The following is a 25,334-nucleotide window of genomic DNA, read 5'->3' as shown; positions in this document are numbered from 1 at the left end:
GGGTGATTCCTGTGAGCGAGTGAAAAAGGTCAGCATGCCTATATCCGCATCGCGCTCTGCGATACAGCACGACGTCAAAATGGCATAACAGTCAGGAGATCAACGCTCGCGGCCAATTCCGTAGCGCTGTAGCAGGGCATCCAGGCGACCGTCCTGGCGATAGCGACGTACGCCGTCGTCGAAGATATCGCGATAGCGGGGGCTGGAAGACAGTACTGGCGAAAAGGCGATATAGATGGGCACGTCAGGCATCCGGCAACCGACCTCGATCAGCTCATCGGCGTTTTTGTGCTGATCGAGGTACATGGACATCACCCAGGTGTTCTCCAGCGTGGCATCGACACGGCCCAGTTCGACCTTGCGTATGTTCAGCGCCAGCGCCTGCTCGCCAGCGGCTTGCTGCAGGCGATCCAAATTTTTCTGGTTGCGGCGGATGTAGTCGTCCAGCGCCTCACCATAACTGTAACCATTGATCACCCCCAGGCGGATCTGCTCAAGGGATGCCAGGCCGGTATAGCGCCAAGTGCTGTCGGCACGAGCATAGAAACAGTTACGGGAAATACCGGGAGCTGCATCACCAAACACGAAGTCCGGCGCATCACGACGACCAGCGCCAACCAGCGCATTGACTCGGCCGTTGCGCACATCCTGCATCGCACGCGCCCAGTTGGTAACGCGGTACTCCACGTCGATACCCGCCTCGGCGAAGATTTCCCTGGCCAGCTCGACGAAGATGCCAGGACGCTCGGCACCCTCAGCACAATTGACCGGACACCATACGTCCGCCTCCATGACCAGGGTTTCGGCCCTGAGGCAAGCACTGCCCAGCATTGCAGCCATCAACAGGCTACCTGCAACACCCAGAATTCCTTTTATCACCCGCCAAGCCTCCTGCCCCTGTTTGCGCGGCGCGACCTACCGTCGCTGCACCCCCGTGTAATGCATGCAGCCTGCTATATCAGCGGCTTCATGCAAACTGGCTCCGATCATACAGGGACGCGCAATTCTCGCCCACGCATGGGGGGGCGCTTGGACAGGCTAGCGACCGATCACGGCAAACTTCGCCTGCGTATGCTGCGCCAGAACCTCGGCACTCAGCTCGACTTCGAGGCCACGACGCCCGGCACTCACATGGATACTGGGGAAGTTCAGCGCACTGCTGTCGATGAAGGTACGCAGACGCTTCTTCTGCCCCAGCGGGCTGATACCGCCGACCAGATAACCGGTTGCCCGCTGCGCGGCATCGATTGCCGCCATGTCGACCTTCTTCACCCCAGCAGCCTGGGCTAGCGCTTTCAGATCCAGGGTTCCGACGACCGGTACCACGGCTACCAGTAATTCGCCCTTTTCACTGCTGGCCAACAACGTCTTGAACACCTGCGCGGGATCGAGACCGAGCTTCTCCGCTGCCTCCAGGCCGTAGGACGCTGCCTTTGGATCGTGTTCGTAACTGTGGATTCGATGTTCGGCGCGAACCTTTTTCAGCAGATCCAGTGCGGGGGTCATGACAGCTCCAGGCAAAAGGTAAGAGCAACGCAGGTTGCGGTGATTCTAGCGCCGCCTATTAGCAAAAGGCTCTGCCTCGGCCTTTAAAAGCAGGTATCGAATCTTGCCAGGTAAGGGAACCTATCGCGTGTGCCGCTGACCTATTTAACTATGTACACGATTGGTATCGAAAACATGAGCGGCTTTTTACGTTCATTTTTTGACAATACGTGTCCTGCATATATATTTTTTTCGATTATGAACATTTTACGACAGCAACACCGCCACCCACACAGCCATGGCACCTTGCAAACGGCGACTCTCTGGAGGCTTCGCCAATCTGCTCTGTATCGGCGCCATACAACAACAAGAAATCGAGGTTCCTCATGACAGCTGCTCTACGACAACCCTCATTATCAGGCCAGTGCATGGCCGAGTTCCTGGGCACCGCGCTACTGATTTTCTTCGGCACCGGCTGTGTCGCCGCCCTCAAGGTCGCTGGAGCGAGCTTCGGCCTCTGGGAGATCAGCATCATCTGGGGGGTTGGCGTCAGCATGGCGATCTACCTGACCGCGGGTGTATCCGGTGCTCACCTCAATCCCGCCGTTAGCATCGCCTTGTGGCTGTTCGCCGGTTTTGAGAAGCACAAATTACCGTTCTACATCCTTGCTCAGATCGCTGGCGCTTTCTGCGGCGCCCTGCTGGTCTACACGCTTTATAGCGGGCTGTTCCTGGAATTCGAACAAGCCAACCAGATGGTTCGCGGCTCGCAGGCCAGCCTGGAACTGGCCTCGGTGTTCTCCACCTTCCCCAATCCAGTGCTGTCCACCGGCCAGGCGTTCATGGTTGAACTGGTGATCACCGCCATCCTGATGGGCGTGATCATGTCCCTGACCGATGACAACAACGGCCTGCCTCGCGGCCCGATGGCACCTCTGCTGATCGGTCTGCTGATCGCCGTGATCGGCAGCGCCATGGGCCCGCTGACCGGCTTCGCAATGAATCCGGCTCGCGACTTCGGCCCCAAGTTGATGACCTTCCTAACGGGCTGGGGCGAGATTTCGCTGACCGGTGGCCGAGATATTCCGTATTTCCTGGTGCCCATCTTCGCCCCGATTCTGGGCGCATGCATCGGCGCAGCGGTGTATCGCGGCATGATTGCCCGGCATCTGCCCAGTGCGATCGAACCCGAAATAGAACAGCCGGCAAATCGCGACGTCAAAGCTTCCTGACTTCAACTGACACGCGACCCTGCTCGAACGGCTCACGCGCCATTCACCCTCCTTTCATCCGTCCAAGGCAATCGACATGACTGACACCAACAAGAACTACATCATTGCCCTCGATCAGGGTACGACCAGCTCCCGCGCGATCATCTTCGATCGCGACGCCAACGTGGTGTGCATCGCCCAGCGTGAGTTCACCCAGCACTACCCGCAGAGCGGCTGGGTCGAGCATGACCCTATGGAAATTTTCGCCACGCAGAGCGCGGTGATGGTCGAAGCGCTGGCGCAGGCTGGCCTCCATCACGATCAGGTAGCGGCAATCGGTATCACCAACCAGCGTGAAACAACCGTTGTATGGGACAAGAATACTGGCCGACCGATCCACAACGCCGTGGTCTGGCAGTGCCGCCGCAGTACCGAGATCTGCCAGCAGCTCAAGCGTGATGGCCTGGAAGAGTACATTCAGCAAACCACCGGCCTGGTCACTGACCCCTACTTCTCCGGCACCAAGCTGAAGTGGATTCTCGACCATGTAGAAGGCAGCCGCGAACGCGCCCGTAAAGGCGAACTGCTGTTCGGCACCATCGATAGCTGGCTGATCTGGAAATTCACCGGCGGCAAGGTGCACATCACCGACTACACCAACGCCGCCCGCACCATGCTCTTTAATATCCACACCCTGGAGTGGGATGCGAAGATGCTCGAGGTGCTGGATATCCCGCGGGAAATGCTCCCCGAAGTGAAGTCCTCCTCGGAAATTTACGGCCACACCAAGAGCGGCATCGCCATCGCCGGTATCGCCGGTGATCAGCAGGCCGCGCTGTTCGGCCAGATGTGCGTCGAACCTGGCCAAGCCAAGAACACCTACGGCACGGGCTGCTTCCTGCTGATGAACACCGGCGACAAGGCGGTGAAGTCCCAGCACGGCATGCTCACCACCATTGCTTGCGGCCCGCGAGGCGAAGTCACTTACGCCCTCGAAGGCGCGATCTTCAATGGTGGCTCCACCATCCAGTGGCTGCGCGACGAGTTGAAGGTCGTCAATGACGCCTACGACACCGAATACTTTGCCAACAAGGTCAAGGACAGCAATGGCGTGTACCTGGTGCCGGCGTTCACCGGCCTGGGCGCACCTTACTGGGATCCCTATGCACGCGGCGCGCTGTTCGGCCTGACCCGTGGCGTGCGAGTCGACCACATCATCCGCGCTGCTCTGGAGTCAATCGCCTATCAGACACGCGATGTACTCGACGCCATGCAGCAGGACTCCGGCGAGCGCCTGAAGTCCCTGCGGGTAGACGGCGGCGCAGTGGCCAACAACTTCCTCATGCAGTTCCAGGCCGATATTCTCGGCACTCACGTGGAGCGCCCGGAAATGCGCGAGACCACGGCCCTCGGCGCAGCTTACCTGGCGGGCCTGGCATGCGGCTTCTGGAGCAGCCTGGACGAACTGCGCGGCAAGGCGGTGATCGAGCGAGAGTTCGAGCCACAGCTGGAAGAACCGGAAAAAGAAAAACTCTATGCGGGCTGGAAGAAAGCAGTCAGCCGCACCCGCGACTGGGAGCCCCACGAAGAGGCCAAGTAAGGCAGCAGCCGAATTGACGCTCGGCTACAACTGGCAGTGAGCGGGCCCGTGCGGCATCATGAACGGATTCTGCACGGCAGCCCCAAGGAAACCCCATGAATCTGCCTCCTCGTCAGCAGCAAATCCTCGATCTGATCCGCGAACGCGGCTATGTCAGCATCGAGGAGCTGGCCACTCTGTTCGTCGTCACCCCGCAAACCATCCGCCGCGACATCAATCAACTGGCGGACGCCAATCTGCTGCGCCGCTACCATGGCGGCGCCGCCTATGACTCCAGTGTCGAGAACACCGCTTACGCCATGCGCGCCGACCAGATGCGCCATGAGAAGCAACGCATCGGCGAAGCTGTCGCTGCGCAGATCCCCGATCACGCCTCGCTGTTCATCAACATCGGCACCACCACCGAATCCATTGCCCGCGCCCTGCTCAATCACAACCACCTGAAGATCATCACCAACAACCTCAACGTGGCCTCGATGCTCAGTGCCAAGGATGATTTCGACGTGCTGCTCACCGGCGGCAACGTGCGCCGCGATGGTGGTTTGGTGGGTCAGGCCAGCGTCGACTTCATCAACCAGTTCAAGGTCGACTTCGCCCTGGTGGGCATCAGTGGCATCGACGAAGACGGCAGCCTGCTGGACTTCGACTATCAGGAAGTACGGGTCTCCCAGGCGATCATCGCCAATGCCCGCAAGGTGATTCTCGCTGCAGACTCGAGCAAATTCGGGCGCAACGCCATGATCCGCCTCGGCCCCATCAGCCTGGTCGACTGCCTGGTGACCGACCAGCAGCCGGTGCCGGCACTCGCTCAGCTGCTCGACCAACACAAGATCCGCCTCGAAGTGGTCTGACCCCACACGCCTCTCCCAACCTTGCCCGAACGACAGACAGCTGATGACTGTCGGCCGGGCAACACACCTCGCCTTTCAAGACGTTCATTCGAACGCAGCCCGAACCTTCGGCCGCTACAGTTATCTGTAGAAATGTTCACGTATTTTCATTCCAACCTATGGCTATGAGTTTTTTCAATCGAATCCTGCTGGATACGTGACTCTTCATGGGTTAGTATTTTCGAAAATGAACATAAATGTTCGAATTCAAATATCAAAGCAACATGAGGCCTGACGATGCCCACATCCAGCTTGTCCACAAGCCCGCTGTCCGAGATCTACGATATCGCCGTTGTCGGCGGTGGCATCAACGGTACTGGCATCGCCTGTGATGCAGCCGGTCGTGGCCTGTCCGTGTTCCTTTGCGAGAAAGACGACCTCGCCCGGCATACCTCGTCGGCGAGCAGCAAGCTGATTCACGGCGGGCTGCGTTACCTCGAGCACCACGAATTCCGCCTGGTGCGCGAGGCGCTGGCAGAACGCGAAGTGCTGTTGGCCAAGGCACCACACATTGTCAGCCCAATGCGCTTCATCCTGCCCCACCGCCCGCACCTGCGCCCTGCCTGGCTGATCCGTGCCGGGCTGTTTCTCTACGACAACCTCGGCAAGCGCAAAGCCCTGCCGCGCTCCCGTGGCTTGCGTTTTGGCGCAGGCAGCCCGCTCAAGGCGGAAATCACCAAGGGCTTCGAATATTCGGATTGCTGGGTGGATGACGCGCGGCTGGTGGTGCTCAACGCCATGGCCGCACGCGAACACGGTGCCCATGTGCACACCCACACGCGCTGTGTCAGCGCACGACGCAGCAAGGGGCTGTGGCACATCCACCTGGAGCGCGCCGATGGCAGCCTGTTCTCGATTCGCGCCAAGGCGCTGGTCAACGCGGCAGGCCCCTGGGTGGCGCGCTTCATTCGCGACGACCTGAAGCAGCAATCGCCCTACGGCATCCGTCTGATCCAGGGCAGCCACATCATCGTGCCAAAGCTGTTCGACGGCGAGCAGGCCTACATCCTGCAGAACGAAGATCGTCGTATCGTCTTCGCCATTCCCTACCTCGACCGCTTCACCCTGATCGGCACCACCGACCGCGAATACAACGGTGATCCGGCCACGGTCAGCATCAGCGACGAGGAAACCGATTACCTGCTGCAAGTGGTCAACGCTCACTTCCGCAAGTCGGTCAGCCGTGAAGACATCCTGCACAGCTACGCTGGTGTACGCCCGCTCTGCGATGACGAGTCAGACGAACCTTCGGCCATCACCCGCGACTACACCCTGTCGTTGTCAGCCCAGGATAACGAGCCTCCGCTGCTCTCGGTATTCGGCGGCAAGCTGACGACCTATCGCAAGCTGGCGGAGTCGGCGATGGCGCAATTGGCCCCCTTCTTCCCCAAGCTGGGCGCACGCTGGACAGCCGAGGCGCCGCTGCCTGGTGGTGAGCAGATGCAGAGCCGGCAAAGCCTGGTCGACGCACTCTGTGCGCGCCATGGCTGGCTGGATACGGCGTTGGCGCGCCGCTGGGCCGCCAGCTATGGCAGCCGCACCTGGCAGTTGCTCGACAATGTCGAGAGCCTGGAGCAGTTGGGCGAAGACTTCGGCCACGGCCTGTATGCCCGCGAGGTGGATTACCTGCGCCAGCACGAATGGGCCACGGAAGTGGATGACATCCTCTGGCGCCGCAGCAAGCTTGGCCTGTTCCTGTCCGCGACACAGCGTAGCAAGCTAGAGCGCTACATCACCCCTGCAGTGCACACGCCGGTGGCTACATCTGCACCAGTTGTACATCCTGCCGGTGAGCTTGCAGATGCGGCAGTACGGCCGCCAGCAACGGCGCCTTGAATCGCTCCTGAAAGCGGTGCGCGAGCCCGGGAATCAGCCGCAGCTCGCTACCGCGAACATGCGCTGCCACGTGCACACCGTGCATGACCGGCAGCAGTGGATCGGCGGTGCCATGCACCACCAGAGTCGGCACCTGCAGTCGATTGAGCAGATCGACTCGACTGCTTTCGGCGAGAATCGCCAGCAACTGCCGCTCCACCCCGGCGGGGTTGAAGGCGCGGTCGTAGGCGACCTCGGCCTGGTGCAGCAACATCGCACGATCATCCACGACCGCCGGGCTGCCTAGCGCGGCCAGCAGATCCGCCTGCTGTTCAAGCGCCGCCTCGCGGCTGGGCGCGTCACGTCGGGACAACAGCCTCAGCAGTGCCGGACTTGGCGCCGGTAGCCCCTGGGCGCCAGAGCTGGTCATCACCAACGTCAGACTGCGCACTCGCTGCGGCGCCATATCGGCCACATGCTGAGCGATCATCCCGCCCATGCTGGCGCCGAGCAGATGAAACTCGCGGATGCCCAGCGCATCCATCAGGCCCAGCGCATCGCCGGCCATATCACGCAGCCCGTAAGGCGCGCCGATGGAGAGCCCGAGGCGATAGCGCAGCACTTCATAGGCAAGGTTGGCGGTTGGCGCCTCGCCGTTCCAACGGCTCAGACCAACATCGCGATTGTCAAAGCGGATGACCCGAAAGCCCTGCTCACACAGCTGCTCGACCACGTCGTCCGGCCAGTGGATCAGCTGCCCACCCAAGCCCATGACCAACAGCAGCGCCGGGTCACTGCTGCGCCCGATGCTCTGGTAAGCCAGACTCACCTCGCCCAGCGATACGCGCTCGATGTCCGAATCGACCTTGCATATTTCAGTCGCCAGGGACGACAGGCTGCACAACAAGGCAGCCAGAAAAACCACGACGCGCATCATTCATTCCATAGGCGAAAAACCGGATAGCCGAGAAGTGTCGCAGTGATTGGCAAAATCGCGCTGCCACACAACGGTGACAGTTTGATGAAATCCGCCAGGCGGGATAATCGATAGATGGCTCGACAGTACGCCGGCGCTGAGAGAAACTCCCTCCATGAAAAACGCTCATCTTCCCGAGCGTTCAGTTGAATATCTCGCAGGCCTGCCATGCTCGAAATCCGTCACCTGAAAACCCTTCACGCGCTGCGCGAGACCGATAGCCTGGTCGAAGCCGCAGAACGTCTGCACCTGACCCAGTCGGCGCTGTCGCACCAGTTCAAGGAGCTCGAGGAGCGCCTGGGCATGCAGCTTTTCGTGCGCAAGACCAAGCCGGTGCGGTTCACCAGCGCCGGGCTACGCCTGCTGCAGCTGTGCGACAACGTGCTGCCCTTGCTGCGCAGCGCCGAACGGGATCTGGCACGGCTTGCCGGCGGCACCGCGGGTCGTCTGCACATGGCAATCGAATGCCACAGCTGCTTTCAATGGCTGATGCCGACCATCGACCAGTTTCGCGATGCCTGGCCGGAAGTGGAGCTGGATCTGGCATCGGGATTCTCCTTCGCGCCACTGCCCGCCCTGGCCCGCGGCGACCTCGACCTAGTGGTGACCTCCGACCCGCTGGAGCTGTCCGGCATCACCTACGTGCCGCTGTTCACCTATGAAGCGATGCTGGCGGTGGCCAACCAGCACGCGCTGGCCAATCGCCCCTTCATCCGCCCCGAAGACCTGATCAAGGAAACCCTGATCACCTACCCGGTGGAACGGGATCGACTGGATATCTTCACCCGCTTTCTAGAGCCCGCCGACATCGAGCCGGCCCAGGTGCGCACCTCGGAACTGACGGTGATGATGATGCAGCTGGTGGCCAGCGGCCGCGGCGTTTGCGGCCTGCCCAACTGGGCGCTGCACGAGTACAGCTCGCGTGGCTACGTGACCGCCAAGCGCCTGGGCGACAAGGGGCTGTTCGCCACGCTTTACGCGGGCATCCGCACGGACATGCTCGACGCGCCCTTCATGCGTGATTTCCTGCTCACCGCCAAGGACACCTCCTTCGCCAACCTCGAAGGGGTGAGCGTCGCTCGGCAGTGACGGCTCAGGCTGCGTCGAACTGCATCTCCGGTGGCTGGCGACGGAAGCCCGCCGTCAGCCAGGCCAGGTAGACGACGCCCAGCGCCAGCCAGCACAGACCGAGGGTGATCGCCAGGTGATCCAGGCTGATCATCAGCCACAGCGTCGCGAACATGCCGAGCAGCGGGAACAGCAGGTGCTGCAGCAGCGCGCGGGCACCGCGCCGGGCGCCGCCGATCCAGTAGTGGAAGATGACCGACAGGTTGACCAGCGAGAACGCCAGGAAAGCCCCGAAGTTGATGAACGAGGTCGAGGTGGTCACGTCCAGTTTCAGCGCCAGCAGGGCCACCACCGCGCACAGCAGGATGCTTCCCAGCGGCGTTCCGAAGCGTTTGCTCAAGGTACCGAACAGGCGCTTGGGCAGCACGCCGTCACGGCCCATGGCGAACAGCAGACGCGAGGCACTGGCCTGGGCCGACAGCCCTGAAGTGAACTGGCCGACGATCAGGCCTATCAGAAATATCGACACGAACAGATCGCCGCCGATATTGCGGGCGATTTCATAGGCGGCGGAATCGGTACTGGTGAACACGGCGCCGGGGTGAGCGAGCTGCACGAAGTAGGAGGTGACGATGAAGATCAGCCCGCCGAACAGGGTAATCAGCAGAATCGCTCTGGGAATGGTCTTCTGCGGATCGCGGGTTTCCTCGGTCAGCGTGCTGACCGCATCGAAGCCGAGAAACGAATAGCAGGCGATGGCAGCGCCACCCATCACCAGGGGCAGGCTGAAACTGCCGTCGAAGAACGGCTTCAAGCTCCACAGCGGTTTGCTGCCATCCCCTGCCACGTAATGCACGCACAGGGCAACGAAGGCCACCAGCACCAGCAGCTGCACCACCATCAACAGGCCGTTGACCGTCTTGGCCAGTTGCAGGCCTACCACGTTGATCAGTGAGGTCACCACGATGAATCCAAGTACCCAGACTGCCTGCGGCACCTCGGGAAACGCCGAGCCCAGGTAGGCTGCACCGATGAGCCAGATGGCCATGGGCAGAAACAGATAATCGAGCAGCACCGCCCAACCGGCGAGAAAGCCCAGCTTGGCGTTGATCGACTTGCGCACGTAGGTGTAGGCGGAGCCGGCCACCGGAAAGGCCGCAGCCATTTTCGCGTAGCTCAGCGCGGTGAACAGCATGGCCAGTGTGGCAGCCAGGTAGGCGGCGGGCACCTGCCCGTTGGTCACGTCGGCAAGAATGCCGAAGGTACCGAGCACGATGATCGGGGTCATGTAGGCGATGCCGAACAGCACCACCGAACCCAGTGACAGGGTACGTTTGAGATTGGCCATTACTGCTACTCCGAGATTATGATTTTTATGGCAGAGCCGAAGTCGGCGAACACAGCAGCGCCCACCGGGCACAGGGCCCGGCGGCAATGCGGAGGTTGGCCTCCGTCTTAACGTGGAATAAGTAGTTCGCGACGCCCGTCCGGGTAGTCGATGCGCTCGCCGGGCAGCGTCAGGCGCCGCTCGTCGAGGTAGCGGTAATCGCTGCAGGCAGCCTGCAGTTGATCGAGGTCGAGCTCGACGATCTGCCGACACTCTTCGCGACCGGCCTCGCACAGCAACTGGCCGAACGGATCGACCGCACTGCTGCCGCCCGCGAACACCAGATCGCCATCGCCGCTGCCCACACGATTGACCATCACAGCGAATGCCTGGTTTTCCATGGCGCGCGCCATGATCGCCGTGCGATGGGTAGGGCCGTAGGGATCCATATTGCCGTTGGTGACGATGATCAGGTCGGCACCGAGCTGTGCCAACGCCCGGGCGCTTTCCGGAAACTCGATATCGAAGCAGATCAGAATGCCGACCCGAATACCCTGCCAGGGCACAGTCACGTAGCGGTCACCCGGCGTGAAGATGCCGCGGTCGGACGACCACAGATGGGTCTTGCGGTAGCGCATGGCGATCCCCGCCGGGGTGATCAGCAACGTCGTGTTGTAGAACACGCCGGCGTCGTTTTCGGCCATGCCGATGGCCACCGAGACGTTGCGCTCGCGAACCGCCTGCTGCACGGCCTGAATCGTCGGGCCGTCGACTGGCTCGGCCAGCTCGGCGATGTTGAGCGCTGTCGGAAAACCCATCAGGTGCGTTTCCGCAAACACCAGCAGATCGGTACCTTCGGCGCTGTCGTCGATCGCCTGCAATGCGCGGCTCAGGTTGTATGCGGTGTCGCCATCACGGCCACGCATTTGTACGAGTTCGATCTTCATCTCGATTTCCTGTTGTTTTGTCCCAGGCCGATAAAAAGCGTCAGAATCGGCCGGGTATTTCTTTGCCTGACAGGTCGTTCGAATTGCCTCACTGACCTGCCGATGCCGTACCCCGAGTATGGCGGCAAGCATCGACGCCGGTAATCACGCGGGCGGGTTAACCCATTGGGGGTAGGAAGTGGGACTTTCGTTGCAGCACATCGCCTGGCACCAGTCGGTTGGCAAACTCATCGAGGGGCTGGATCGTCCCGCTTTCTGGATCGCGCTGGTGCGCGTTCTGGAGCAGTACGTAGCGTTCGACAGCTGGGTGGTGCTGATCTTCAGCGACGCACGCCCCCAGGTTCTCGCCGAGTGCCCCGGGCTGGACGGTGGCCCCGACACCCTGTTCCTGGACTACCTCAAGGGTCTCTACCAGCTCGACCCGTTCTACATCGACAGTCGAGAACGCAGCATGGGTGGCCTGCTGCATCTGGCAGACGTGGCACCGGAACGCTTCGAGCAAACCGACTACTACCAGCGCTATTTCCGCCTCAACGTGGTGGTCGACGAAGTGCAGTTCAACGTCCCGCTGCAGAATGGCCGAACCTTGTGCCTGTCGCTGGGTGCACGCCACCGCTTCAGCCCCGAGAACCTCGCGTTGCTTGGCCTGGTGCAGCCTTGGGTAAGCGGCCTGATGCGCCAGCGCCTGGCCTTCGATCAGCACCTGCTCGGCACCACCACGCCCGCCCCGGCTCGCCCGCAACCGCAAGGCAGCGCCGGGCACTGGATGGAAAACACCCTTACGGCGCGGGAGCTGGACGTCGCCCGGCTGATGCTCAGCGGCTGCTCGGGCAAGGAGATCGCCCGCAAATTGTGCATCTCGACGGAGACGGTCAAGGTGCACCGCAAGCACATCTACGGCAAGCTGGGGATAAAGTCGCAATCCGAGCTGTTCGCGCTGTTTCTCCAGGCGCAGCAGGACTGACAGCCCCTTGATCGGCATCACCGCCGCGCCATGATTCACCACCCATCAGGAAACGCTCATGAACATCGCCGATATCCCTTTTGGCATTACCGACTGGAGCCAGGTGGAAGCCACCGAGCATCCCGGCGAAACCGGCATGGCCCACTGGCGAACTCGCCAGTTCGGTGCGCTGCGGGTGCGTATGGTCGACTATTCGCCCGGCTACCTGGCCGACCACTGGTGCAGCAAGGGCCATATCCTGCTGTGCCTCGAGGGCGAACTGCATACCGAACTGGAAGATGGCCGCCGCTTCGTGATGACTGCGGGCATGAGCTACCAGGTCGCCGATCAGGCCGAAGCGCACCGCAGCTCGACGGCTACCGGAGCCCGGCTGTTTATCGTCGACTGAGCCAAACCGCATGTGCAACGGGTGCAGGGCGGGTTACACCACGCCGTTCTGCCGCTATGCTGGCAATCGATTTCTGCGTCTGGAGCACACCATGATCAACGTCTACCGTCTGCCTCTCATCGCCAGTCTCGCCCTGCTGGGCGCCTGCGCCAGCCCGTCCAAGAGCGTGCAGGTTCAGAAACAGACGCAATGCCCGATCAGCCTGCAGGCAGGCCAACAGTTGATCCTCAGCCTGCCAAGCAACCCGACGACCGGCTACCGTTGGGCAGTCCGTGAAGATGCCGCCAAGGTACTCAAAACCCTGGGCCCGGAAGTTTACAGCGCCGCTGAAAACTCTGACCTGGTCGGCGGCGATGGCCACTCGACCTGGCGTTTTCAGGCAATTGAAAGCGGTGAAGCACGGCTGTTGCTGACCTATGCGCAGCCCTGGGATGCCAGCACAGAACCTGCCGAGACCTTCGATTGCCAGATTCGCGTGCGCTGAGCGCTGTCGCCGCCAATTACCGCAGACGCTCTAATCAAGTCTTCGAAGCCCGCCTTCCAGCGGGCCTCAGCACTCGCGTTGCACTGATACCTGCGACAAGGTTTGGCTAATCGCCGGACTTGGCTAAAATGCGCGCCTTTCCAGCTCCGCGCAGACCGACCGTGACCAGACAGCCCGACCAACTTTTCGCCCAGCCACTGGACCAGGTGCCGGACTTCGTGTTCAACGAAGACGTGGCACGTGTGTTCCCGGACATGATCAAGCGCTCGGTGCCCGGTTACCCGACCATCGTCGAGAACATCGGCGTGCTGGCCGGTCAGTTCGCTCAGCCGCACAGCGTGCTCTACGACCTGGGCAGCTCGCTGGGCGCCGTGACCCAGGCGCTGCGCCGTCACGTTCAGTTGGAAGACTGCCGGGTGGTCGCCGTGGACAACTCCAGTGCCATGGTCGAACGCTGCCGCGAATACCTGCACGCCCAGGACTCGATGTTCCAGGAGCTGCTGCCGGTCGAGGTCATCGAGGCGGATATTCTCGCCATGCAGTTCCAGCCGACCTCATTGGTAGCGCTGAACTTCACCCTGCAATTCATCGAGCCGGCTCAGCGCCAGCCGTTACTGGCGCGTATCCGCCAGGCGTTGCTGCCGGGCGGCGCACTGATCCTGTCGGAAAAGCTGCGTTTCGAGGATGACCAGCAGCACGCCCTGCTCACCGACCTGCATGTGGCGTTCAAGCGTGCCAACGGTTACAGCGAACTGGAAATCGCCCAGAAGCGCAGCGCCATCGAAAACGTCATGCTGCCCGACAGCCTCGAACAGCACCGCGAGCGGCTACTGGCAGCCGGTTTCAGCAAAGTGGTGCCCTGGTTCCAGTGCCTGAACTTCGCTTCCCTGGTGGCCCTGCCATGATGCGCCGCATGGATCTCGACGCTCTGCAGGCGCAACTCGCCGGCACTCCCCTGCAGGAGTGGAGCGCCGACCTGCCGGGGCAGATCGACGCCAAACTGGCCATCGGTCACGGTGATCTGCAACGCTGGTACGCGGCTGTCGAAGCATTGCCGGCACTGGACATCGAGCAGATCGACCTGACCCGGGATTTCAAACTCGATGGTTCTCGTGACGAAACCACTCAGGCTGCCCTGGATAGCGCCCTGCGTGGCCTGATCCCGTGGCGCAAAGGTCCTTTTCATCTGTTCGGCGTTCACGTGGATACCGAATGGCGTTCCGACTGGAAATGGCAGCGCGTTTCGCCGCACCTGAACCTGACCGGCAAACGCGTGCTCGACGTCGGCTGCGGCAATGGCTACTACATGTGGCGAATGCTCGGCGACGGGGCCAAGAGCGTAGTCGGCATCGATCCAAACTGGCTGTTCCTCTGCCAGTTCCTGGCCATGAAAAATTACTTGCCAGAGATGCCAGCCTGGCATCTGCCTCTGGGCATCGAGGAACTGCCAGCAAAGCTGCAGGGTTTCGATACCGTGTTCTCCATGGGCGTGCTGTACCACCGGCGCTCGCCCATCGACCACCTGCTGGAACTGAAAGACTGCCTGCTCAAGGGCGGCGAACTGGTACTGGAAACGCTGGTGGTGGAAGGCGATGCCAACCAAGTGCTGGTGCCCGAAGACCGTTACGCGCAGATGCGCAACGTGTGGTTCCTGCCCTCGGTACCGGCGCTGGAGCTGTGGCTACGCCGCGCCGGCTTCGTCGACGTGCGCTGCGTGGATGTCAGCGTCACCTCGATCGAGGAACAGCGCAGCACCGAGTGGATGCGCTACCAGTCGCTGCCCGAATTCCTCGACCCACTGGATCATCGCCGCACCCTCGAAGGCCTGCCGGCCCCACGCCGCGCGGTGCTGGTTGCGCGTAAACCCTGACAGCAGGCTCAGTCAGCCCCATCACCTTTACGACGCCATTCGGCCTGCCGCGCGGCGATCATGCCGAGGGGCATCTGCGCACCGGCGCAGACTCGCTCCTGGGCACTTCCCAGACGCACTTGACCGGCGCTTTCGAGCCTCAGCAGACGGCGCATTTTACGCCTCCAGCACCAGGCGAAGTACCAGTCGCCCAACCACTGGGTCAGCTCATTCGCAATAAGGCCCGACGACCTTGTCTGGGTAGCGCGCTCGGTATTGGCGGCATGCTGTTCGTTCGACGTCATGGCAACTCTCCTCGACAGCCTGTGGTCACCGGTTATCGGTGACCGCTTGCCGACAGATTGAGTTGCGCTTATCGTTAAGACAAACGAGTAATACCTAACAATCGATTAAGAAAATATTAACAACACCATGAACAGCACACTGCTCACCGACCTGCCCGCTGCGCTGCCACTCCTGGAAAGCGATGTGCTGAAGACGTTCGTCGGCATCGCCGAGAGTGGCAGCTTCACCCGAACCGCCGCGCAGGTATTCCGTACCACGGCTGCCGTCAGCCAACAGATCAAACGTCTGGAGGAAACGCTCGGCCGCACGCTGTTTCTACGCGAGAGCCGCCGCGTGCGACTCACTTCGGATGGCGAGATTCTGCTCGGCTATGCCCGGCGCCTGCTCAAACTCAATGAGGAAGCGGTATCGCACTTTCTGGTTCCGAACCTGGCGGGCACCGTCCGTTTCGGCACGCCATTCGACATCGGCGTAGGCGCCCTCCCCGACCTGCTGTCGCAGTTCGCCCGTAGTCATCCCGCGGTTCAGGTCGACGTATCGGTAGGCCGCAGCTGCGAGCTGATCGAGCGCCTGGATGCAGGCGAACTCGACCTTACCTTGCTCAATGCTGGCAACGACGATGCCGACGATTCCCGCGGCGAAGTCATCTGCAGCGAATCGCTGGTATGGGCAGGCCGTGATGGCGGGCTGGCGGTCAAGCGCAATCCCTTGCCGCTGGCCGTGGCCAGCCGCGGCTGCGCCTGGCGACGTGCGGCGATGGACGGCCTGGACAGGCTGGGACGTAGCTACCGCATCGCCTATTCCAGCGAGCAGTGCGCTGGCCAGGAAGCGGCGCTGCTTGCCGATCTGGCCATAGCGGCCTTCCCTGCCAGCCTGGTCAAACCGCCGCTACGCCGCCTTCCTCAACAGGAACACGGGCTGCCGCCCCTGGGCGACTATCACATCAAACTGCTGCGCGGCAGCAACCGTGGCGCAGCTGCAGAAGCGCTGGCGGCGCAGGTGGCTGTTGCCTACGGAGCGCGCCGTTAGCGCGCCGCAGCGCTCTCGATCAGCTGCTTCATTTCCCGCACCGCATCCTTGAAGCCAACGAACAGGGCATGACTGACCAGCGCGTGGCCGATGTTCAGTTCGTTGATGCCGGGGATCGCCGCCACAGGCTCGACGTTGTGGTAATGCAGACCATGACCGGCATTGACGATCAACCCCAGCGAAACGCCCAGCGCGACCCCCTCACGAATACGCTGCAGTTCGGCAGCGGCCTGCTGCGGATCATGCGCGTCGGCATAGCGCCCGGTGTGCAGTTCGATGGCCGGCGCGCCAACCCGCTTGCTCGCCTCGATTTGCCGCGGATCGGCATCTATGAACAGGGAGACTTCGCTACCAGCGGCAGCCAGACGCTGCACCGCAGCGGCGATTCGCGCCTCCTGACCGGCTACATCCAGACCGCCTTCGGTTGTCAGTTCCTGGCGGGTTTCCGGCACCAGGCAGACGTGCTCGGGTCGGATTTCTTCGGCGAAATCGAGCATGAAGTCGGTCACCCCCATCTCGAAGTTCATACGCGTCTGTAACACGTCCTTGAGCAGGCGCACATCGCGCTCCTGAATGTGCCGACGATCCTCGCGCAGGTGCACGGTGATGCCATCGGCACCGGCCTCCTCGGCGTCCAGCGCCGCCTTGACGGGGTCGGGATAACGCGTGCCGCGCGCCTGGCGCAGAGTGGCGACGTGGTCGATATTCACGCCCAGCAAAACACGGTTGGCTTCAGTCACGGGTCGGCTCCTTGAGCGTCATGAACAATTCGCGGCTGACCAGCGGTCGACCGCCAAGATGAGGGGCCAGCGCCTGGCGCATCAGTCGCTTGGCAGCAGCGAGGGCGCCTGGTGCAGTCCAGTCCGCCTCGGCCATGGCCAGCAGCTCGCTACCCAGGAAGGTGCCAGGCTGCCAATGGCCGATGGGCAAAAAACCACTGTCTGCCTGCAACCGGTACAGACCGCTTGCGACGACAGCGTCGCCTTGTACATCGCTGTCGAGGGCGAAACCATAACCGAGTTCGTCCAGCAGGCGCCATTCGAAGGCGCGCAGCAGCGGCTCCAGCGCACGCCCCTGGGCCAGCGCCAGGACGGTCATGGCGTACTGTTCGAAAATGATCGGATGGGGGTCTTCGGCCGGCAGCACGCGGATCAGCAGCTCGTTCAGGTACAGGCCGCTGAACAGCGCATCGCCGGAAAGCAGATTGGGGATGCCGGCGGCCTCGAGACGGCCGACGTTCTTCAGCTCACCACGGCCGCGGGTTTCCAGCTCGAGAGGAATGAATGGCCTGGCCAGACTGCCAGCCTTGCCCCGCGCGCCGCGCAACACGGCACGCAAACGCCCCTGGGGCGTGAGGAAGTCGACCAACGCACTGCTTTCACGGTACGCACGGCTGTGCAGGACATAGGCGGGCTGGCTGAGCGCAAGCATGTGGGGATCACTCGCAAGGATAGCCAGCCGCAAGGCGGCGGGATGCCGGGTCAGATATTGTCGTAGCCCAGAGAACGCAGGGCGCGCTCGTCGTCGGACCAGCCGCTTTTGACCTTGACCCAGAGGTTGAGCATGACCTTGGTGTCGAACATCAACTCCATGTCCTTGCGCGCATCCTGACCAATGCGTTTGATGCGCTCGCCCTTTTCACCAATGATGATCTTCTTCTGCCCATCACGCTCGACCAGGATCAGTGCATGGATGTGCATGATCCGTCCTTCGCGTTTGAACTCTTCGATTTCCACGGTGATCTGGTAAGGCAGCTCAGCGCCCAACTGACGCATGATCTTTTCGCGTACCAGCTCGGCAGCGAAGAAGCGCCCGGAGCGATCGGTGATCTGGTCTTCCGGGAAGAAGTGCACACCTTCGGGCAAACGATCGCCCACCAGCTTTTCCAGGGAATCCAGATTGTGCCCCTGCTGCGCGGATACCGGCACGATCTCGGCATTCGGCAACTGCTCGGCCAGCCACTTCAGGTGCGGCATCAGGTCGGCCTTGTCGTCCAGACGGTCGGTCTTGTTGACCGCCAGGATCACCGGGCCCTCTACGTATTGCACACGTTCGAGCACCATCTGGTCTTCGTCGGTCCACCGGGTACGATCGACCACGAAGATCACCACGTCGACATCCTTGAGAGCCGACGAGGCGTTCTTGTTCATGTAGCGGTTGAGCGCTTTCTCGTTGTTCTTGTGCAAGCCGGGTGTATCGACGTAGATGGCTTGCACGTCACCCTCGGTTTTAATGCCGAGCATGTTATGGCGGGTGGTCTGCGGCTTGCGCGACGTGATCGCCAGCTTCTGGCCGAGGATGTGATTGAGCAACGTCGACTTGCCCACGTTGGGCCGGCCAACGATGGCGACGTAGCCACAGCGTGTTACAGGCGTATCAGTCATTGCCGTTCTCCACACCCAGAGCGATCAGCGCTGCCGTCGCCGCTACCTGTTCGGCAATACGGCGACTGGCGCCTTGGCCAAGGGTTTTATCATTGAGTAGATTGATCTCACACTCGACCACGAACGTCCGGCAATGAGGCTCGCCCTGAATGTCGACCACCTCATAACGCGGCAGCTCGCAGGCACGTGACTGCAGGAATTCCTGCAGGCGAGTCTTGGGATCTTTATTGGTATCGACCAGGGTCAGGCTGTCCAGTTCGTTGGTCAGCCAGGCCAAGACTCGCTCACGGGCGATATCCATGCCGACATCTAGATAGATGGCACCGATCAGGGCTTCCAGCGCATCGGCGAGGATCGAATCACGACGAAATCCGCCACTCTTCAGCTCGCCAGAGCCCAATCGCAGGTACTCACCCAGATCGAAACCACGCGCCAGTACGGCCAGGGTTTCCCCCTTGACCAACCGCGCACGCAGCCTCGAAAGCTGGCCTTCACGGGCAAGGGGAAAGCGCTCGTAGAGCGCTTCACCGGCAACGAAGTTGAGGATGGCATCACCGAGAAACTCCAGGCGCTCGTTATTGCGCCCGGCAAAGCTGCGGTGGGTCAGCGCCAGAATCATCAGATCCTGATCTTTGAAAGTGTGCCCGAGCTGTCGCTCAAGGCGGGTCAACGAAACACTCACGGCATACGCACACGGAATTCTTTATCGAAATTAACCACCAGATCGAGATTCTCGATCAGCGATTCACGTTTTTCATACTTCAGGTGGGCGAGAAACTCGTTATTCTCGATGGTCACCTTCAAGACGTCCTGCATGTTCAGGTCGCGGATGCTGTTAACCGTCATGCCACGGCTGACGTGGGAGTAGAAATCACCCACGGTTCTGACTTCCTGCAACTTGTCGGTTTCCACCGAGGTGATGATCTTCTCCATCGACATGTAGTCGAGGTAATGCGGGATCACCTTGAACGCGGTGCTGGCGAGAAATGCCACCACAGCAAGCACAACCAGCCAACTCACAATCGACAGACCTTGCTGCGAGCGTGCGAATTTCATGTTTTTCCCCAATATCCAAGTAGTTCAAGTCATGCGCGTCGGGCGCATGAGAAGACTATAGATAGCTGACGGCGCCGTATTGAACGACGCCGCAAATATTCATCAGATCAGTGAATAAGCCCGAAACGAGAGACGTTCGGCAAATGGCTGAACTTCGGATCCGGCCAACTCATCCAGATGGCGAACGCCTTGCCGACAATATTGCGATCCGGAACCATGCCCAGTACATCTTTGGGAATGTTCGGGTCATTCCAGTAGCGGCTGTCGTTGGAGTTGTCGCGGTTGTCGCCCATCATGAAGTAATGGCCTGCAGGAATCGTCCACTCTTTACCAGGCTCAGCGCGGTATCGGCTCATTTCCTTGCGGATGCGGTGTTCCACTTCACCCAGGTGCTCGCTGTAAAGCGTGGCACTGCCCAGGCTGCCCGGTTCTTCACCGATCAGTTGCTCGGCGACCGGCTTGCCATTGACGAACAGATGCTTGTCGCTGCTGTAACGCACATGATCACCCGGCAGACCAATCACCCGTTTGATGTAGTTGACGTTGGGGTCGCTCGGGTAGCGGAACACCATCACGTCACCACGCTGCGGGTCACCAACTTCGATCACCTTGGTGTCCAGCACCGGCAGGCGAATACCGTAGGCGAACTTGTTGACTAGGATGAAATCGCCAACCTCAAGAGTCGGGATCATCGAGCCAGATGGAATCTGGAACGGCTCAACCAGAAAGGAGCGCAGCACCAGCACGATGGCCAGTACCGGAAAGAACGACTTGCCGTATTCGACCAGCAAGGGCTCTTTATTGAGTTTCTCGACCACTGCCTCGTCGGCTTGCTCGACCTTGCCCTGATAGCTGGCGATCGCCGCACGACGCCGAGGCGCCAGAAAGACCAGATCAAACAGGGCCAACGCGCCGCACACGGCGACGGCGATGACCAACAACAGCGGAAAATTAAATGACATAGGCCCTAACTATCCAACTTGAGTACAGCAAGGAAGGCTTCTTGTGGAATTTCCACGTTGCCCACTTGCTTCATGCGCTTCTTACCGGCCTTCTGTTTTTCCAACAGCTTGCGCTTACGGCTTACATCACCGCCATAGCACTTGGCCAGAACGTTCTTACGCAGTGCCTTGACAGTGGTACGCGCGACAATCTGCCCGCCAATGGCGGCCTGAATAGCCACATCGAACATCTGCCGAGGGATCAGCTCTTTCATCTTCTCGGTCAACTGACGCCCTTTGTAGTGGGCGTTATCTTTGTGCACGATCAGCGCCAAGGCATCGACCTTGTCACCGTTGATCAGCACGTCCAGCTTGACCAGGTTAGCCGACTGGTAGCGGTCGAAATGGTAATCCAGCGAAGCATAGCCACGGCTGGTGGACTTCAGACGGTCGAAGAAGTCGAGTACCACTTCATTCATCGGCAGGTCATAGCGAACCTGAACCTGGGTGCCAAGGAACTGCATATCCCGCTGAACGCCACGCTTCTCGATACATAGGGTGATAACGTTACCCAGGTGTTCCTGCGGCACCAGAATGGTTGCCTGCACGATCGGCTCACGGAAATCCTCGACCGACGACACATCCGGCAGCTTGGACGGGTTATCGACGTAAATCGTTTCACCGGTCTTGAGCACGACCTCGAAAATTACGCTAGGCGCCGTGGTGATCAGATCCAGATCGTACTCGCGCTCCAGGCGCTCCTGGATAATTTCCATGTGCAGCATGCCCAGGAAGCCGCACCGGAAACCGAAGCCTAAGGCGTCGGAGCTTTCTGGCAGATACTGCAACGACGAGTCGTTGAGGGTCAGCTTCTGCAGCGCATCGCGGAAGTCTTCGAAATCCTCGGAGCTCACCGGGAATAAGCCAGCGTAGACCTGCGGTTGGATGCGTTTGAAGCCCGGCAGCATGTCGACGTCGGGTGTCGAGCTGAGGGTCAGCGTATCGCCCACCGGTGCACCGTGAATATCCTTGATGCTGGCAATGATGAAGCCCACCTCACCCGCTTTGAGATCAGCGGTTGCGGTGTGCTTGGGATTGAAGACCCCCACACTGTCGACCAAATGCACCTTGCCGGTGGACTTGACCAGAATCTTGTCGCCCTTCTTCACCCGACCATGACGTACACGCACCAGGGAGACAACCCCGAGGTAGTTGTCAAACCAGGAGTCGATGATCAGCGCCTGCAGCGGCGCCTCGATATCGCCCGTCGGCGCGGGGATAGTCTTTACAAGACGCTCGAGTACTTCGTCGACGCCCATGCCGCTCTTGGCACTACAGGCGACAGCATCGGTGGCGTCGATGCCGATAATCTTCTCGATCTCGTCCTTGACGCGATCCGGATCGGCCTGCGGCAAATCCATCTTGTTCAGCACGGGCATGACTTCCAAGCCCTGCTCGATGGCGGTGTAGCAGTTGGCGACCGATTGCGCTTCCACGCCCTGGCCGGCATCGACCACCAGCAATGCACCTTCACAGGCGGCCAGAGAACGGCTCACCTCATAGGTGAAGTCTACGTGGCCGGGCGTATCAATGAAATTCAACTGGTACGTGATGCCGTCCTGCGCCTTGTAATACAGGGTGACGCTGTGGGCCTTGATGGTAATGCCGCGCTCACGTTCCAGATCCATGGAATCGAGAACTTGGGCCTCCATCTCACGCGCAGTCAGACCGCCGCACATCTGGATGAACCGGTCAGCCAGCGTCGACTTGCCGTGGTCAATGTGGGCAATGATGGAAAAATTGCGGATATGACTCAGGTCACTCACAGGACAACACTCAAAAGGCCGCAGGCGACTGCCCGCCGAAAATAGCGCCGAAGTTTAACCGAGTGGCTGCCCCTACGTCACGTCGGGACAAGCGCTTGACCGAGCTATTTGCCCGCACGACCACGCCCGGAAACAAAATAGGCAGAGGGAATTTTCTCGTGACGCCAATGGCAGCCCTACTGGTGGCATCACAAATAGCCAGCCACAAAAAAGGGGCGACTCTCATCGCCCCTTTGTCACGACTAACGAAAGCCGCTATTAAGCACCACTAATTCAGGCAGACTCATTCAGCCAGTTTGAAGGTGATGAAACTGGCGCGCCCCTGACGCAGCACGCGCATAGAGACCGAACGATTCTTCGGTAGCGACTGCGCGACCTCGGTGAAATTCTTCGCCGAACCGATTGCCTGATTATTCAGATGCGTAATCACATCACCAGGGCGCAGGCCTATCAGGGCCGCAGGACCGTCCTGCACTTCGCGAATGACCACGCCACCTTTCAGATCGAGGGCTTTCTTCTGCTCATCGGTAAGCTCGGCGACACTGACACCAAGACGGTTACTGCTGCGCTCGGCACTCGGCGTAGCGCTTTCAGCGGCTTCGTCGCCATCATCGGCCGGCATCGTCCCAACGGCCATTTTCAGGTTTTTGCGGGCACCCTCACGGACAATTTCCAGATTGGCTTTGGTACCCGGCTTCAAAGCACCGACAAGATGAGGCAGATCAGCGGACATGATGATCGGTTTGCCATCCAAGCTGAGGATCACATCCCCCACCTGCAAACCGCCCTTGGCGGCCGGACCGTCCTCAAGCACCTGAGCGACCAACGCACCAGCCGGCTTCTCCAGCCCAAAGGACTCTGCGAGATCCTTGTTCACCTCTTGAATGACTACGCCCAACCAGCCACGGCTGACCTTACCGCTACTCTTCAGCTGATCAGCCACATCCATTGCCACACTCATCGGAATGGCGAAGGACAGGCCCATGAAACCACCGGAGCGGGTAAATATCTGCGAGTTGATACCGACTACTTCGCCATCCAGGTTAAACAGCGGGCCGCCTGAGTTACCGGGATTGATCGCCACGTCAGTCTGAATGAACGGTACATAACTTTCGTTCGGCAGGCTGCGGCCTTTAGCGCTGACGATACCGGCAGTCACCGAATGATCGAAGCCAAAGGGAGAGCCAATAGCCAACACCCACTCACCTACTTTGAGATTGTCTGAGTTACCCAGTTTCACAATGGGCAGATCATCAGCATCAACCTTCAACAAGGCTACGTCGCTGCGCGGATCGGTGCCTACCAGTTTGGCTTCCAACTCGCTGCGGTCGGACAAACGCACGATGATCTCATCAGCATCGGCAACCACATGATTGTTGGTCAGGATGTAGCCATCCTTGGAAATGATGAAACCAGAGCCCAGTGACTGCGCCTCACGCTGACGACCACCGCCACCTGGCGAGCGGGGTGTCTGGGGAATATTGCGTTCGAAAAACTCGCGAAACATTGGCGGCAAGCCTTCGAGATCAGGCATGGCGAGACCACCATTACCGGCAACGGCATTGGGTACTTTTTGTCGGGTACTGATATTGACCACGGCAGGCGAAGCGGCTTCGACGAGTGGCGCGAAGTCCGGCAACTGCGCGTGCACAGCAACGGACTGGCCCATCATGAACACCGCAAATAGCGCGGCAGCGTAGGTTTTCAGGCTAGGCATCGACATTACAGTTGCTTCCCCATCCAGAACAAACGAGCCCCTGAGGGGCCATCGGTACAACAGAACATGACGATATAGCGGCAACATCAACCTTGATCGTTATCGTCGATCCTTATGGCGTTACATGCGCATCGTCGGCACGCATCGACATGGCGACACGCTCCGCCGTTCCCAGCGGAATCTCCCCCACCACCGTTACCATGACATCTCCGCCATCGGTTGTCAGGCGGCGTGAAACAACTACGGTAGGCCCTGACTGGCTGCGCGCGTCGGCAACCGCTGCACCATGCAAGGGCTCGAGGAATACGGAAAAACGGGCTAGCCCATCATCGTAAATCAGACAGTCGACGCTGTCTGCGGAGACGGGACTACGCCGCTGGGTCACAGCGCTGAGGCTAAAACCAGGCGGCAGCCAGTCGGAGCGCCAGAGCTCCGGCTGTTTTTTTTGGGTTTTTATGACGCGTACGGGCGCGCAGTTGGCAGAAGGCTGCAAAACCGCCGCATGCTGGGAGTTGCCGGTTTCCAGCTCAGTGAACTGTAAACGCTCGAGCAGCACGCCCTTATCGCTGACAAGCAACGACTTTAGCGGCAGACCTGTTTCACGATCCAGGTGCAACTCGACACCATACCGGTGTTTATCACGAGGCACTAACCCGAGAACGACAGACTGACGCCCCGCCACACGCGATTCGCCGGTCACTCGTATCTCGTACCACTCACCGAGTTGCTCGGTGTCCAGCTCATGGCCAGGCCAAGCTTGACCATCGACAAACTCGACGGGCGACGCACCACTAACGCATTGCGCCTGCCCATCCACCCTCAGCACTTCCTGAGGTACACCATCAAGTTTTAGCAGCCGCTCGCGCACGCCGCCGCCAGGCTCAACCTGACGCCAGATACTGTGAGTGGAGAGGTTACCGTTGCGTTCGTAAACGAAGGTGCCCTGAAAACTTTGGCTGGCTTCGGCAGTATTCAAGCGTTGCAGCCAGTCCTGAGCATCGGCAGCCATGGCAGGAATCGCCAAAAAGCTGCCGAGCATCAAGAAGGAAGTAGCGGGAACGAGGCGCATGC

General features: G+C 60.4%; 26 protein-coding genes. 11 read left to right on the top strand and 15 right to left on the bottom strand.

Annotated features, from left to right (window positions below; genetic code table 11):
* Positions 1–99: 99 nt before the first annotated feature.
* Together ACZ3GY_RS04090 and ybaK are read right to left on the bottom strand one after the other, a co-directional pair.
* Positions 100–879 (bottom strand): substrate-binding periplasmic protein, encoded by a 780-nt coding sequence (locus ACZ3GY_RS04090; RefSeq protein ID WP_465909018.1) that lies wholly within the window; start codon positions 877–879, stop codon positions 100–102.
* Positions 880–1,038: 159 nt separating this feature from the next.
* Complete coding sequence (ybaK, locus tag ACZ3GY_RS04085) at positions 1,039–1,506, bottom strand: Cys-tRNA(Pro) deacylase (RefSeq protein ID WP_465909017.1); 468 nt, start codon at positions 1,504–1,506, stop codon at positions 1,039–1,041.
* A 365-nt stretch (positions 1,507–1,871) separates the two neighbouring features.
* On the opposite strand from ybaK, the gene ACZ3GY_RS04080 reads away from it, so the two are divergent.
* The 4 genes from ACZ3GY_RS04080 (at position 1,872) to glpD (ending at position 7,022) form a co-directional block, all read left to right on the top strand.
* The gene (locus ACZ3GY_RS04080) at positions 1,872–2,717 is read left to right on the top strand and encodes an MIP/aquaporin family protein (protein ID WP_465909016.1); all 846 of its coding nucleotides are present in this window, start codon (positions 1,872–1,874) and stop codon (positions 2,715–2,717) included.
* A gap of 76 nt (positions 2,718–2,793) precedes the next feature.
* A complete protein-coding gene (glpK, locus tag ACZ3GY_RS04075; protein ID WP_465909015.1) occupies positions 2,794–4,296 on the top strand; it encodes a glycerol kinase GlpK in 1,503 nt (500 codons plus the stop codon).
* A gap of 95 nt (positions 4,297–4,391) precedes the next feature.
* Positions 4,392–5,147, top strand: coding sequence for a DeoR/GlpR family transcriptional regulator (locus ACZ3GY_RS04070; RefSeq protein WP_463564034.1), 756 nt, complete (start codon positions 4,392–4,394; stop codon positions 5,145–5,147).
* Positions 5,148–5,423: 276 nt separating this feature from the next.
* Positions 5,424–7,022, top strand: coding sequence for a glycerol-3-phosphate dehydrogenase (gene glpD, locus ACZ3GY_RS04065; RefSeq protein ID WP_465909014.1), 1,599 nt, complete (start codon positions 5,424–5,426; stop codon positions 7,020–7,022).
* On the opposite strand, the gene ACZ3GY_RS04060 is transcribed toward glpD, so the two are convergent.
* Positions 6,946–7,935, bottom strand: coding sequence for an alpha/beta fold hydrolase (locus ACZ3GY_RS04060; RefSeq protein ID WP_465909013.1), 990 nt, complete (start codon positions 7,933–7,935; stop codon positions 6,946–6,948). The two genes, glpD and ACZ3GY_RS04060, sit on opposite strands and share 77 nt — an antisense overlap.
* A gap of 210 nt (positions 7,936–8,145) precedes the next feature.
* Between ACZ3GY_RS04060 and metR the strand changes: the two genes are divergently transcribed.
* On the top strand, positions 8,146–9,066 hold the full coding sequence (gene metR / locus ACZ3GY_RS04055) for a transcriptional regulator MetR (protein WP_042555026.1): 921 nt from the start codon (positions 8,146–8,148) through the stop codon (positions 9,064–9,066).
* Between the two features lie 4 nt (positions 9,067–9,070).
* Here the strand turns inward: metR and ACZ3GY_RS04050 are convergent, their stop codons facing one another.
* Together ACZ3GY_RS04050 and ACZ3GY_RS04045 are read right to left on the bottom strand one after the other, a co-directional pair.
* On the bottom strand, positions 9,071–10,393 hold the full coding sequence (locus ACZ3GY_RS04050; RefSeq protein ID WP_465909012.1) for an APC family permease: 1,323 nt from the start codon (positions 10,391–10,393) through the stop codon (positions 9,071–9,073).
* Between the two features lie 107 nt (positions 10,394–10,500).
* On the bottom strand, positions 10,501–11,319 hold the full coding sequence (locus ACZ3GY_RS04045; RefSeq protein WP_465909011.1) for a carbon-nitrogen hydrolase family protein: 819 nt from the start codon (positions 11,317–11,319) through the stop codon (positions 10,501–10,503).
* Positions 11,320–11,497: 178 nt separating this feature from the next.
* On the opposite strand from ACZ3GY_RS04045, the gene ACZ3GY_RS04040 reads away from it, so the two are divergent.
* The 5 genes from ACZ3GY_RS04040 (at position 11,498) to cmoB (ending at position 15,025) form a co-directional block, all read left to right on the top strand.
* Positions 11,498–12,283: a helix-turn-helix transcriptional regulator gene (locus ACZ3GY_RS04040; RefSeq protein ID WP_465909010.1), complete on the top strand. Its 786-nt coding sequence runs from the start codon at positions 11,498–11,500 to the stop codon at positions 12,281–12,283.
* Between the two features lie 58 nt (positions 12,284–12,341).
* Positions 12,342–12,671, top strand: a complete 330-nt coding sequence (locus ACZ3GY_RS04035) for a DHCW motif cupin fold protein (RefSeq protein ID WP_465909008.1) — start codon at positions 12,342–12,344, stop codon at positions 12,669–12,671.
* 91 nt (positions 12,672–12,762) lie between these two features.
* On the top strand, positions 12,763–13,155 hold the full coding sequence (locus ACZ3GY_RS04030) for a protease inhibitor I42 family protein (protein ID WP_465909007.1): 393 nt from the start codon (positions 12,763–12,765) through the stop codon (positions 13,153–13,155).
* Between the two features lie 128 nt (positions 13,156–13,283).
* A complete protein-coding gene (gene cmoA, locus ACZ3GY_RS04025) occupies positions 13,284–14,060 on the top strand; it encodes a carboxy-S-adenosyl-L-methionine synthase CmoA (RefSeq protein WP_225834289.1) in 777 nt (258 codons plus the stop codon).
* Positions 14,057–15,025, top strand: coding sequence for a tRNA 5-methoxyuridine(34)/uridine 5-oxyacetic acid(34) synthase CmoB (gene cmoB / locus ACZ3GY_RS04020; RefSeq protein ID WP_465909006.1), 969 nt, complete (start codon positions 14,057–14,059; stop codon positions 15,023–15,025). The genes cmoA and cmoB overlap by 4 nt, the downstream gene beginning before the upstream one ends.
* 8 nt (positions 15,026–15,033) lie before the next feature.
* Here the strand turns inward: cmoB and ACZ3GY_RS04015 are convergent, their stop codons facing one another.
* Positions 15,034–15,309 carry a hypothetical protein gene (locus ACZ3GY_RS04015; protein ID WP_465909005.1) on the bottom strand — a complete coding sequence of 92 codons (276 nt, stop codon included), beginning with the start codon at positions 15,307–15,309 and terminating at the stop codon, positions 15,034–15,036.
* A 127-nt stretch (positions 15,310–15,436) separates the two neighbouring features.
* On the opposite strand from ACZ3GY_RS04015, the gene ACZ3GY_RS04010 reads away from it, so the two are divergent.
* Positions 15,437–16,339, top strand: a complete 903-nt coding sequence (locus tag ACZ3GY_RS04010) for a LysR substrate-binding domain-containing protein (protein WP_465909004.1) — start codon at positions 15,437–15,439, stop codon at positions 16,337–16,339.
* Here ACZ3GY_RS04010 and pdxJ read toward each other — a convergent pair.
* The 9 genes from pdxJ to ACZ3GY_RS03965 form a co-directional block, all read right to left on the bottom strand.
* The gene (pdxJ, locus tag ACZ3GY_RS04005; protein ID WP_465909003.1) at positions 16,336–17,079 is read right to left on the bottom strand and encodes a pyridoxine 5'-phosphate synthase; all 744 of its coding nucleotides are present in this window, start codon (positions 17,077–17,079) and stop codon (positions 16,336–16,338) included. The two genes, ACZ3GY_RS04010 and pdxJ, sit on opposite strands and share 4 nt — an antisense overlap.
* Positions 17,072–17,770 carry a DNA repair protein RecO gene (recO, locus tag ACZ3GY_RS04000; protein WP_465909002.1) on the bottom strand — a complete coding sequence of 233 codons (699 nt, stop codon included), beginning with the start codon at positions 17,768–17,770 and terminating at the stop codon, positions 17,072–17,074. Before recO ends, pdxJ begins: the two co-directional genes overlap by 8 nt.
* A gap of 50 nt (positions 17,771–17,820) precedes the next feature.
* On the bottom strand, positions 17,821–18,723 hold the full coding sequence (gene era, locus ACZ3GY_RS03995; protein ID WP_465909001.1) for a GTPase Era: 903 nt from the start codon (positions 18,721–18,723) through the stop codon (positions 17,821–17,823).
* Positions 18,716–19,405: a ribonuclease III gene (gene rnc / locus ACZ3GY_RS03990; protein ID WP_225834300.1), complete on the bottom strand. Its 690-nt coding sequence runs from the start codon at positions 19,403–19,405 to the stop codon at positions 18,716–18,718. The genes era and rnc overlap by 8 nt, the downstream gene beginning before the upstream one ends.
* The gene (locus ACZ3GY_RS03985; protein WP_463564021.1) at positions 19,402–19,779 is read right to left on the bottom strand and encodes a DUF4845 domain-containing protein; all 378 of its coding nucleotides are present in this window, start codon (positions 19,777–19,779) and stop codon (positions 19,402–19,404) included. Before ACZ3GY_RS03985 ends, rnc begins: the two co-directional genes overlap by 4 nt.
* Positions 19,780–19,886: 107 nt before the next feature.
* Entirely contained in the window at positions 19,887–20,741 is an 855-nt protein-coding gene (gene lepB / locus ACZ3GY_RS03980; protein WP_463564020.1) for a signal peptidase I, read from the bottom strand.
* 5 nt (positions 20,742–20,746) lie between these two features.
* A complete protein-coding gene (lepA, locus tag ACZ3GY_RS03975) occupies positions 20,747–22,546 on the bottom strand; it encodes a translation elongation factor 4 (protein ID WP_463564019.1) in 1,800 nt (599 codons plus the stop codon).
* A gap of 283 nt (positions 22,547–22,829) precedes the next feature.
* Positions 22,830–24,263: a DegQ family serine endoprotease gene (locus tag ACZ3GY_RS03970; protein WP_465909229.1), complete on the bottom strand. Its 1,434-nt coding sequence runs from the start codon at positions 24,261–24,263 to the stop codon at positions 22,830–22,832.
* 112 nt (positions 24,264–24,375) lie between these two features.
* Positions 24,376–25,332, bottom strand: coding sequence for a MucB/RseB C-terminal domain-containing protein (locus ACZ3GY_RS03965; RefSeq protein ID WP_465909000.1), 957 nt, complete (start codon positions 25,330–25,332; stop codon positions 24,376–24,378).
* Positions 25,333–25,334: the final 2 nt, after the last annotated feature.

Source organism: Pseudomonas sp. PME37.24/006, assembly GCF_055556635.1.
The sequence above is the reverse complement of the archived record's forward strand: the minus strand, read 5'-3'. Positions and strand labels throughout refer to the sequence as shown.